A 1,176-nucleotide genomic window follows, 5' to 3' on the forward strand; every position below is an offset into this window, starting at 1 on the left:
TCGAAATGAACAACGGAAGAGTGGAGAATCTTCTCCTTTACTTCTTGTATAAAAGGCTGCAATTGAGAAGCGAAAGATTTTGTATGATTGACCAGGGTTCCTTCGCTGATAGAATGGCCAAAACAGTCTTGAAAGAATTCTTTTGTTCGTTGCAAAGAAATGCACTGATAATGTGTTAAATACGGAATCAGTCTTTTTATATTCGGACCATATTGTACAGAACGAGACACTGTAAAAGGAAACTGGGATTCTTGGATAGTATGACAATGAGGGCATTCTTTTTGTTCTACTTTGTGTTCCGTTACTTCTATCTGGATAGGTGGTAAATCATATACTTGGCGAATGCGGTATCCTTTCACAGGTTCGTGGTGTAAGGACGTGTTACAACAAGTACAATGCGTAGGAGAATAGGTAATCGTATGGTCCGGAGTCGTTGTCAAATGAAGGGTATGCCCTTTGTGGCCCAACTGGCCACCGGTTGGATTTGCGCAAACTTTTTGTAACAGGTTTACGCAAACCATCTGTAGAAGGTGGTTTATGACTATTTGTAGAGTTTTTTTTTGAAGCATGTTCTAGTTCTTGAATCCGTTTTTCTAACTTAGAGAATGTTTCTTCAAATAAAGAAATAACAGCTTCAGGTCCTTTTTTATATGCATCTAAAATGATTTTTCGATCGACCATCCTATTCACCCCCCTGTTTGATATACTCAGTATTTACAAATGGGAGGCATATGAAACTAGTAAAATTAAAAAAAGACACCAAAAGGTGGCTGAGTAGTTACGCTTTTTCATTTATTTCATGTTTCATGTTAATGATTAGTAGTTTAAAATCATTTTTGAGGTTTAAACTTTTTTTACTTACATAATCGTTATAACGATCCCGAAAATCAAGTTCAGATGATTGATCAAAATCTTTTATTTCAACATTCGTAATACTACGAGTGAATGTAACTTTTTGCCCTTCAATTTTATAGTTGTCATTTTCAAAAATATTGACTGGCAAGTGTACGGATTCATTCTTTTTGACACTTTTTATTGGTGTCTACTGGTATTTTGTTACACGATTGTCCTTTAGCTCACTACAAGCTCCTAACAGAGAAACTGATACGAGTATGAATAAAGCCCTTTTGGTTATCTTCAGTTTCGTAACCTCCCATTCTCTGTCCTACCGCCTTG

General features: G+C 36.1%; 2 protein-coding genes. Both read right to left on the reverse strand.

The window, feature by feature from the left end; all coding sequences use genetic code 11:
• Positions 1 to 359, reverse strand: a 359-nt coding sequence (locus C4T42_RS32670) for a transposase (RefSeq protein ID WP_244603335.1), incomplete at its 3' end; no start/stop codon positions are given.
• Positions 360 to 381: 22 nt separating this feature from the next.
• A complete protein-coding gene (locus C4T42_RS32675) occupies positions 382 to 681 on the reverse strand; it encodes a DUF6444 domain-containing protein (protein WP_244603336.1) in 300 nt (99 codons plus the stop codon).
• Between the last annotated feature and the right edge of the window lie 495 nt (positions 682 to 1,176).

Source organism: Methylobacterium sp. 190mf (assembly GCF_900107945.1).
Lineage (GTDB): Bacteria > Pseudomonadota > Alphaproteobacteria > Rhizobiales > Beijerinckiaceae > Methylobacterium.